This is a genomic window from Streptomyces sp. NPDC002958 (assembly GCF_055563255.1).
This window is the reverse complement of sequence record NZ_JBVHDS010000056.1, coordinates 1-8,350: the sequence shown is the minus strand read 5'-3', so window position 1 is coordinate 8,350 and position 8,350 is coordinate 1. Positions and strand designations below refer to the sequence as shown.

9 protein-coding genes and 1 pseudogene are annotated in these 8,350 nt (G+C 67.5%); 4 read left to right on the top strand and 6 right to left on the bottom strand.

The genetic code is table 11. The features are described 5' to 3' along the window. Positions 1 to 463: 463 nt before the first annotated feature. From ACZ3IC_RS33770 to ACZ3IC_RS33760, 3 genes are all read right to left on the bottom strand, one after another. Positions 464 to 856 carry a transposase gene (locus ACZ3IC_RS33770; RefSeq protein WP_467422485.1) on the bottom strand — a complete coding sequence of 131 codons (393 nt, stop codon included), beginning with the start codon at positions 854 to 856 and terminating at the stop codon, positions 464 to 466. 106 nt (positions 857 to 962) lie between these two features. Further along, positions 963 to 2,165 (bottom strand): tyrosinase family protein, encoded by a 1,203-nt coding sequence (locus ACZ3IC_RS33765; protein WP_467422483.1) that lies wholly within the window; start codon positions 2,163 to 2,165, stop codon positions 963 to 965. 514 nt (positions 2,166 to 2,679) lie between these two features. Further along, the gene (locus ACZ3IC_RS33760; protein WP_467422482.1) at positions 2,680 to 3,174 is read right to left on the bottom strand and encodes a hypothetical protein; all 495 of its coding nucleotides are present in this window, start codon (positions 3,172 to 3,174) and stop codon (positions 2,680 to 2,682) included. Positions 3,175 to 3,458: 284 nt separating this feature from the next. Between ACZ3IC_RS33760 and ACZ3IC_RS33755 the strand changes: the two genes are divergently transcribed. Further along, positions 3,459 to 4,790: a hypothetical protein gene (locus ACZ3IC_RS33755; protein WP_467422480.1), complete on the top strand. Its 1,332-nt coding sequence runs from the start codon at positions 3,459 to 3,461 to the stop codon at positions 4,788 to 4,790. 322 nt (positions 4,791 to 5,112) lie between these two features. Here the strand turns inward: ACZ3IC_RS33755 and ACZ3IC_RS33750 are convergent. Next, positions 5,113 to 5,738, bottom strand: a pseudogene (locus tag ACZ3IC_RS33750) (site-specific integrase); the annotation flags it as partial. Then, complete coding sequence (locus tag ACZ3IC_RS33745; protein ID WP_467422478.1) at positions 5,735 to 6,190, bottom strand: hypothetical protein; 456 nt, start codon at positions 6,188 to 6,190, stop codon at positions 5,735 to 5,737. The gene ACZ3IC_RS33745 and the pseudogene ACZ3IC_RS33750, both read right to left, overlap by 4 nt. A gap of 215 nt (positions 6,191 to 6,405) precedes the next feature. On the opposite strand from ACZ3IC_RS33745, the gene ACZ3IC_RS33740 reads away from it, so the two are divergent. The 3 genes from ACZ3IC_RS33740 to ACZ3IC_RS33730 all read left to right on the top strand — a co-directional run bounded on the left by ACZ3IC_RS33740 (position 6,406) and on the right by ACZ3IC_RS33730 (position 8,189). Further along, positions 6,406 to 6,789, top strand: coding sequence for a hypothetical protein (locus tag ACZ3IC_RS33740; RefSeq protein WP_467422477.1), 384 nt, complete (start codon positions 6,406 to 6,408; stop codon positions 6,787 to 6,789). A 671-nt stretch (positions 6,790 to 7,460) separates the two neighbouring features. Then, positions 7,461 to 7,766 carry a hypothetical protein gene (locus ACZ3IC_RS33735; protein WP_467422475.1) on the top strand — a complete coding sequence of 102 codons (306 nt, stop codon included), beginning with the start codon at positions 7,461 to 7,463 and terminating at the stop codon, positions 7,764 to 7,766. A 165-nt stretch (positions 7,767 to 7,931) separates the two neighbouring features. Further along, the gene (locus tag ACZ3IC_RS33730; protein WP_467422474.1) at positions 7,932 to 8,189 is read left to right on the top strand and encodes a hypothetical protein; all 258 of its coding nucleotides are present in this window, start codon (positions 7,932 to 7,934) and stop codon (positions 8,187 to 8,189) included. 8 nt (positions 8,190 to 8,197) lie between these two features. On the opposite strand, the gene ACZ3IC_RS33725 is transcribed toward ACZ3IC_RS33730, so the two are convergent. Further along, positions 8,198 to 8,320 carry a hypothetical protein gene (locus tag ACZ3IC_RS33725; protein WP_467422472.1) on the bottom strand — a complete coding sequence of 41 codons (123 nt, stop codon included), beginning with the start codon at positions 8,318 to 8,320 and terminating at the stop codon, positions 8,198 to 8,200. Positions 8,321 to 8,350 lie beyond the last annotated feature (30 nt).

Genomic DNA, 8,350 nt, shown 5'->3' with positions numbered 1-8,350 from the left:
CCGAGATCGCGGCAGGCCCAGCACCTCTGCATGCCGGCGAGCCTTCAGGGCTTGCTTGAGCCGGATGCGGGGACAACTCGCACGTCCGGTTCTTAGGGGGCGGGGACGCAGCAATGCGTCCCCGCTACCCGACAAAGCCGGTCACATGGGGAAGGGCGACAGCGTGATAGCGGCAGGACTGCTGTCGGGGAGGAACGTTGTTGAATAACGACCCCGCCGATTTCTTGGCCAGGCAGTATGACGGCCGAGCGGCGGGTACTCGATCATCAGAACAAGCTGCACCGATGGGCAAGGAATGAACCGGACCGCCGGTTCGGTGATGTATTCAACTTGATCTGCGACCGGGCCACCTTGCTGGTGGCTTGGGAGCGGGTGTCTGGCAACCGGGGTGCCAGGACAGCAGGCGTGGACGCGGTCAGGATGCCATCGCCGAGATCCACCACTTCACCTGCAAGCCGTCGACCTACGAGTGGGTCATCGAGGGCGACATCAAGGCTTGCTTTGACAACGTCGCGTCGATCACGGCGGCCGACGGCTCGGGATCGCGTCCGGCCTCGATCCGGACCTGGCGGCGGAGCTCGTCGTGGACGCGGTCCCAGGTGCCGTCCCGGCGCCACTTGGTGAACCAGCGGTGGGCCGCGTCCCAGGGCATCAGGTCGCGCGGGAGCATCCGCCACTGGCAGCCCGAGCGCAGCACGTAGAAGATCGAGTCGAGTGCCAACCGGTCTCCGTACTTGCGCACGCCGCCGCCTTTTCGCAGCTCACGGACGGCAAGGAGCGGCTGGATGATCTCCCACATCTCATCGGTCAGGCTGGACGGATAGCTTGGGCCGCTGACGGCCTGGAGTTGTCGCACTGGCACACACCACGTGATCATTCCGGGGCCGTCGCCATGCCCGGAGGGCAGATCACGACCGTCACACTTCACGAATGATCGGCCACCCGACAGGCTCTCAGGCCGGTCAGGCCCGGGCCGGCTCCCGCCAGGGCACGAGCTTCCGGGCCATGTTGTAGATCTCGATCTGGCCCGTCATCGACAGGTACATCCGGTTGCCGGGCTGGTTGGGGGTGTTGGTGGACCAGACGGGACCGGTGGCGTTGTAGACGACCAAGTTGCCGTCCGTCTGCATGACGACCTTCCCCAGGCTCGTCGGATTCTGGGGGACCTGCCACAGGGTCCTGTTCCCGTTGACGTTGTCGTACAGCGTCAGACGGCCGCCGAGCTCCTCGTAGACCAGCGCGTAGGCGCCGTTCGGGGAGAAGATCCTGTCCCGCGGCCGGAGGACGTCTCCGGGCAGCATGCCGTTGCCCTGGGCCGTCGGTTCCTCGGTGTCGTAGAGGTAGCCCAGCGCGAGGTGGTCCAGCACGGAGCTGATCCTCACCGACTGCTGCTCCCACGGATGCATGACGTCGGACTGGTTCTGGCCCTGCGGGCCGCCGGAGACGGGGGCGTAGGCGTTGGGGTTCTGCTGCTGCCACTGGGTCCAGATGCGGTCGACGTTGGCGTGGTGCAGGAAGAACACCGGGTCGTTGGGGGCGCTGAGCACGTCGGCCATGTTCCCGCCGACCCAGCCATGCACCAGGTTGTGGATGCCCGGACCGATGCCGCCCTCGAGGTAGTTGCGGAAACTGGGATTGCTCGAGTAGTCCCACGGCGGGCGGTCGTACGGCTTCTGCTGCAGGCAGTTGGCGACGTCCTGGGGCGTGGGCAGCTTGACGGTGTTGTTGAACCCGCCGAGCTGGCGCCGCAGGAACGGCCTGTCGGTGTCACGACAGACCCACCCGCGCCCGTCGGCGTACGTGAATGGCCCGTTCAGGACCTGGTTGTCGCCCAGTCTGCCGGTGCCTCCCATGAAGTACTCGCTCCACAGGGTGGAGTTGAGGGTGTCCTGGTCGACGGTCCAGTCCCAGTACGGCAGGGTGATGCTCGAGTCGAGGGCGCGCAGCTGCAGTTCGAACTGCCGGATGAACTGCCGGTGCCACGGCAGGAAGCTGGGGCCTCCGTGTCCCCAGGGGCCGAGCCGGGAGTGCTCGTCGATGTACCAATCGTAGTAGCCCAGTCGTTTGCTCGACAGCACCGCCTGGACGTATCGGGCCTTCTCCTCCGGCCACATCCATGCCTGGTTCCTGCGCACTCGCAGGACATCGCTCGCGGATTGATTCACGGTCGAAACCCCTTCCGCAAGGGCTGAATCGGTGAATTCCCCCTTCGGTCACCGTTGAGCCACGACGCGACGCTCGCAACCCGGGCTAGGCCATTCGGGTGACACGTCTGCCCCCGGCACGAGCGGGATGATCTCGACGGGACCTCGGCACCCGGACACGCGGCCACCGCGGGGTGCCCGAGGGCACCCGTGCCGGCGAAGGGACGAGGACCCGGCACCGCGACGGGGAAGCGCGTCGCGCCGATGCCCCTTCCGCCGGTCGGGACGGACATGAGGGGGGTGTCCGGGTGATCACGTGCACCACACGCACTGCGCCCACCGGCTCGTCGATGAGCACGGTGGGCGTACGGTGCGTGGGGTGCGCGGTGGCCTAGAGGGTCCGGGTGCCGGTGCCGACGAAGCCGTCAGTCCAGAAGCATCTGAACCAGATCAAGGGCGACTCCCGTGCACCGGACCTGCCCGAGGGTGTGCAGGGGCCTGTGCGGCCGTGTCCGTGGTGGCACGAGGTCAACACCTACGCGTTCCGGTCGGCGTTCACCGACGCCGACCGGGCGTGGGGGAAGTGAAGCTTCCCCTCGATATTGGACACCTGGAGGCTGGGACGTGGCCTCAGCCGCACGTGCCACGACATGCGTCCATCAAACTCAGCGAAGGCTCCATCGAAGCCGAGCGCGGCGAGGCCCTGCTCGACGCTGGGGATCAGGGCGTCGAAGCCGGCGCGGCTGATCTCGGGTTCGAGCCACCGGTTGCTGCAGCGGCAGCAGATCCAGACGTTGCGGCCGTGGTTGATGAGCAGCCAGTCGCGCCGGGCACGGCAAACCGAGCACATCACGGGGATCCCGCGAAGGGCCAGCTCGCGCGGGTGACTGAGGCAGCGCGTCGCGCCGGGGCCGCTGGGCGCCTGCGTCTCGTACTCGAGCTGCAGCAGGGGATCGGTTCCGGCGGGGAGGACGGGCAGCGCGGGTGTCGGCTCTGCGGGGCGGTCGGTGGTTCTGAGCACGAGCGTCATTTCCCGGTCGAGGGCCTTCTGTTTCCATCCGTAACAGCCGGTGGATCGGTCGCTGGCTGACTGCCGAAGGATGCCTGGGCGGCGAGGCGGGCCGTTTGCGTGCGAATTTACGACACACTGAGTAATGGTAGTGTTACAGTTGGTCACTGTGAGGGCAGGTGCGGATCCCATCCTCTGCCGGGAGTTGTGACAAATCCCGTGCACTGCCCGCCCGCTCCCACGTGATCAGGGATGGGCTGTGGCGGGCCCGTGAACAACACCTACGCAGAGGCGGTAGCTGTCCCATGGCACAGGAAGCCAGGATCGACGTCGAACTGACGTGGAAGCAGGCCGAGGAGAAGTCCTCGGCGGACAAGGTGGCGGAGTTCGCCAAGAACCTGCCGCAGGGCCCTTGGTTCGGCACCCCGACGGGCGTGGCGCGTGACAGCGATCGGCAGCCGAAGCACACCTGGCCGCTTCGGTCCGCCCGACCGTACCGGCGGGAGGTGGCCCTCGGCGAGGCTGCGGTCTACCTCGCCGACGGCCACGATGAGCTGGAGCGGCCGTTCATCTTCGCGGACGGCTTCAACTACGGCCGCAGTGACCTGCCGGGGCTGTTCGCCCACTTCAACGCGCCCTACCCGGGCAGCAACGTGGGCTTCCTCGAGCAGCTGCTCACCGCGGGCATCGACGTTGTCCTGGTCGGCTTCGAGGAGCGCCACACCTACATCCAGGCCAACGCCGGGGTGGTGATCAGCGCCATCAACAGGGTCATCCAAGAGAGGCAGGGCGGTGAGCCACTGATCGTCGGCGGGGTCAGCATGGGCGGCATCATCACCCGCTACGCCCTCGCCGAGATGGAGAACCAGCACCAGGACCACGAGACCGCGACCTACCTCTCCTGGGACTCCCCACACAACGGCGCCTGGATCCCGCTGATCCTCCAGCAGATGGCCTACTTCTTCGAGTCGCTGCCGGCCGAGCCCGGCAAGGTCAAGGAGGCCGAGCTGATCAGGAGCCCCGCCGCGCAGCAGCTGCTGTACGCATGGGTCCCGGACGCGAAGTACGAAGGCCCCGTCGCCACCTCCAGCGAACTGCGCACGCAGTTCCTGGCCGAACTGCGCGACCTCGGCCAGTTCCCGCAACGGCCGCGCAAGCTGGGCGTGGCCAACGGCACCGGCAACGGCACCGGCCGCGACCTGCCGGCCGGCACGGAGGTGTTCAAGCGGCAGGTGCCGCTGGTCGTCTACGCCCAGGCGAACTTCCAGCCCGACGGCGGAACGCGCAAGCCGATCGGTGAGATGCGGGCCGCCGGCCAGGTCCGACGGGGCTTCACCTCGTACGTTCCCGGCCTTGACGGCACGCCCGGTGGCACCCTCGGCTCCTTCGGTAAGATCGCCGCGGCACTCGGGGCTGACATCCCGGAGAAGTACAAGTTCAGCTGCTTCGTCCCTTCCGTGAGTGCGGTCGCGATGGACTACGACCCGGCCAAGTGGGACGTCAACCCGTACGAGAAGGTCGAGGCAGCCGACGAGAAGAGCGCGCTCGACGAGTTCAAGTGCGACAGCGAGAACACCGAGCACAGCCAGGTGACCAAGCCACTGGTCGACTGGATCACGGAGCGAATCGTCCACTGATACCAACGACTTGGACAGTGCGGGACTTCGGCGGGCTACCAGCCCGAGGTGGCCGCACTGCGGCATTCCGGACGGCGGACCGAAGCCCAAGGCTGCGTCATTCTCGCGGCTGGGTGCCCGGTGGAAGACCACGGCAAGTCGGGGCTGGGACGTGGCCAAGCACGATGTTCGATGATCGCTCCATCCATGCCACGGAGACTCATCGGCACCGACTTGACCACGTCCCAGCCCCTCAGCAGCTCGCGCTAAGCACGACTTCTTCGACCGCTTCGAGCCTCCGGCTCCCGACGAGGACGCGGTCATCTACACCGGCGACCCGGACACCGTGCTCCCAGTGGACATCCCCCATGCAGACGCCGCACAGCTCCGCCGCACGGACACCGGACAGATATTCGCCATCACGTAGTCGCGGCAGGCGACCAGGTACTTCCGCGCCCGGGGCAGGTCCTCGCGCCAGCGGCCGAAGAACGCCTTCATCGCCGCCTGCGACGGCGGGATCCGCAGCCCGAAGTCACCACGATGCCGTGGCCAATTGAATGGGTCGATCGGCGACTCCACCACGGCGCCGAACCGGTCCAGGATCTCGCCCGCGTTCCGCTGCTCCAGGAACGCGCAGTACCCGTTGATCTTGCCGATCTTGTACCGAATCGTCGACTGAGCCCGCTTCCCCGGCCCGGCGAAGTACCGATCGACCTCACGGGACGAGAGCTGCCACGGCACCGTGCCGTAGAACTCGCAGACCTCGATCACCGGCTTGATCAGACCGTCCAGCGTCTCCTGCGCCAGCCCGGCCGCCTCCCTGGCCCACTGATACTCCGACAGTGTGTCCAGGAAGGAGCTCTCCTCGTCGAACGCCGAGATCCGCGCCTGCCGACGCCGTTGGAGCGTTACGACGTCCGCGAGCGCTGCGACCAGCAGGCCCGTAGCGTCGACGGGCGTCTCGATCAGGACGTCAGGGTGACCCACCGACCGGTGCCGCCTGTCTCGACGCATTCCTGATACGGATTCAGCGGACCCGGCTGTTCCCGACAGCTCCAGACGGATCCTGCGACGTGGACGGTCGTGGCCCCTTCGCCGTCGCTGTTCCAGCTCCGGGTGTAGGCGCTCGCGACCTGGAGTGCTGTGGCGCAGTCCCTGGCGTGGGCCGTCCCCACCGTCAGCCCCGATCTGCCATCGGTGCCGCAGATGATGCCGGCTGCCTCGTCGGCCACGCCGAGGCCCGCGAGCAGCTCGCGGGCCTTCGCGGCGTCAGGCGGCTCCGGGAGGTCGAGGGCGGCCGGGGCCCGGCCGACGGGGCTGTGGGAGGTGGCGGCCGTGGCGGGAGCGGCGGTGACCGCGAGACCGGCAACCACCGCGGCGGCCGCGAAGAAGGTGGTGGTACGGCGCAGATGACGAATCATGCCCCTCATGCTCGGGCGCGCGGGCGCTGGAGAATCGTTCCTCCGCAGATGGCGTCACCCGGGCGGGTGGGAAGTCGTACCGGGGGACCCAGCGGCGGGACGTCAGCCGGGCCCGGCTCCGTCGGCGCGCGGCCTCTGTCCACAGGCCTGCGCCCCGAGCATCGCTTGTGAGGTCGCCGCGATCAGCGGGGCGGCCAGTACGTGAGGAGTCCGTCATGCCCAAGACCACCATCACCACCGCCGAGCCGCTCGCCCCGATGCACCCGGGCGACGTCTCTGACGCGTTCGCCTACATCCGGGCGGTGCAGGCCCGCGACGTCGACACCGCCTGTGCGGTCGTGGAGAAGACCGGCCCGGAGCTGCGCCGGCTGCTCCAGGCCGTCGCTGAACGCATCGTCATCCCGGTCACCGCCCTGTACGACCGGGACAGGGAACTGTGCGGGACTCCTTCGTGGTGGAGGCGCTCGGCCGGATGCTCCTGGACATCCTGCGCGTCGACGACGACGTCCCGAAGACCTTGCCCCGGGAGAGGTACGCCCGCCGTCCGAGGAGACCTGGCTCCGGATCGGAGTCGAGGTCCCAGTCGAGGTCGCTCTTGAAGAGCCGGGGGAACGCGGCCGGGACGTGAACCGTCGGATCAGTGTCAGGGCCACCCGCCTCGATCAACGCCACGCGGCAGCCGGGGTCTTCGGTCCCTCGCGCTGCCAGCACACACCCCGCCGACCCGGCACCGACGATCACATAGTCGTACACATTCATTCGATCTGCTTCGGCCGACGCAGGGCGCTCCTGGGCCTGGTACGTGCGCGGCCGACTGTGCCGGCGCCCCCGGGCCCCGCACAGCCAGAAACCTTCGCAGTGCCCGGTCCCGCGAAACCCGATAACGGTGTAGAAGGGCCAGACGCACGGAGCGAACTCGCCCACTTCACCCGGCAGGAGTACTGCCACGCCCTGCCCCCGGCGGCCGGGAAGCTGTCGGCGGCCTTCGCTGCGGGCGGGAAGTCTGCCGGAGCTGGTGCGCTATCCATCTCTGCAGCACATGCGCGAGGCAATCGACGAACTGCGCAAGGAGCGGGCCGCGAAGCGTCGGGACCGACGCAAGCGGTTCGATGCACAGACGGAGAAGGAGCAGGGACAGTGAGCAGGGGAATGCTGTTGTTCACGCCGGTCAACGCCGAAGGGGTCGTTGCGGCCCTGGACCTGCCTCAGACTGCCTACCGCGTGCTGTTCGCACTGCGCTCTCGCAGCGAGTCCGGTGGCCCGGATCGAGATGGGCCAGAACCAGATCGCGGCCCTGCTGGGCCTGAGCCGCCCCAGCGTCACGTCCGGCCTCCGCGAACTGATACTCGCTCGCCTGGTCACCAAGCAGCGCAACGGCGTCTACCGGATCAACGCGATGCTCGCCGGCTACGAGTCGACTGCCGCGGCGCAGCGCGCCATCGATGACATGGACGTCGACGACCGGCTGGACGACCCGGACTTCGTTGCCCGGACCACCAGGCCGTCGAGGACTACCGCGAACAGCTCGCCCTCGAACGCCGCAAGAAGCTCCGCGTTGCCTGACCCTGGTCGTTGAACGTACGGCGCTGTACCCCCGTGTCTCCGCCGGGAAGTTCTGGGGTCTGGCACAAGTTCCGTGACCCGGTTGCTGACCGTGACGTCAGTGGCATGTGTTGAGATGACGGGACTCTGTTCGCCGACTTGCTGGGAGATCGTCTTGATGCCTGTTGCGTACCCCTCCTTGACGCGAGCTCTGGCCGAGGCTCTGGTCGATGTCCTCTGGTTCGTCGAAGGCTGTGAAGACGAGCAAATGGATCCAGACGACGCCGTCAAGGTCCTGGAGGGCGTTGCTCACGTCGTGAGCAAGCTGTCGCGTGAGCGGCAGGACGAGTTCCTCGTCCTGCTCGCCACCATGGCCCGCGAGGAGTCTGATCCGTCGCGGCGAGCGTTTCTGAAAGAGTTTCCGGACGGCTTCGGACTGGTGGAGGACGCGGTCTGACCGCACTCTCAGGAGAGAAGGACCTGCTTACGCAGCAGGTCGAAGCCGGCGCGGCCGAACATCTGCCGCTTGGTGTGTCCTGAACGTAAAGGGGAGTCGATGTAGGTCGAGTTCTTGATGCGGTGCTGCACGGATGATGAAGGTTATGGCCCTTCGGAGTC

Bases quoted from the DNA above. Each gene is read 5' to 3' on its own strand.
- ACZ3IC_RS33760 (WP_467422482.1), bottom strand. From the start codon at position 3,174: ATGACGCTCGTGCTCAGAACCACCGACCGCCCCGCAGAGCCGACACCC.
- ACZ3IC_RS33755 (WP_467422480.1), top strand. From the start codon at position 3,459: ATGGCACAGGAAGCCAGGATCGACGTCGAACTGACGTGGAAGCAGGCC.
- ACZ3IC_RS33745 (WP_467422478.1), bottom strand. From the start codon at position 6,190: ATGATTCGTCATCTGCGCCGTACCACCACCTTCTTCGCGGCCGCCGCG.
- ACZ3IC_RS33740 (WP_467422477.1), top strand. From the start codon at position 6,406: ATGCCCAAGACCACCATCACCACCGCCGAGCCGCTCGCCCCGATGCAC.
- ACZ3IC_RS33735 (WP_467422475.1), top strand. From the start codon at position 7,461: ATGGGCCAGAACCAGATCGCGGCCCTGCTGGGCCTGAGCCGCCCCAGC.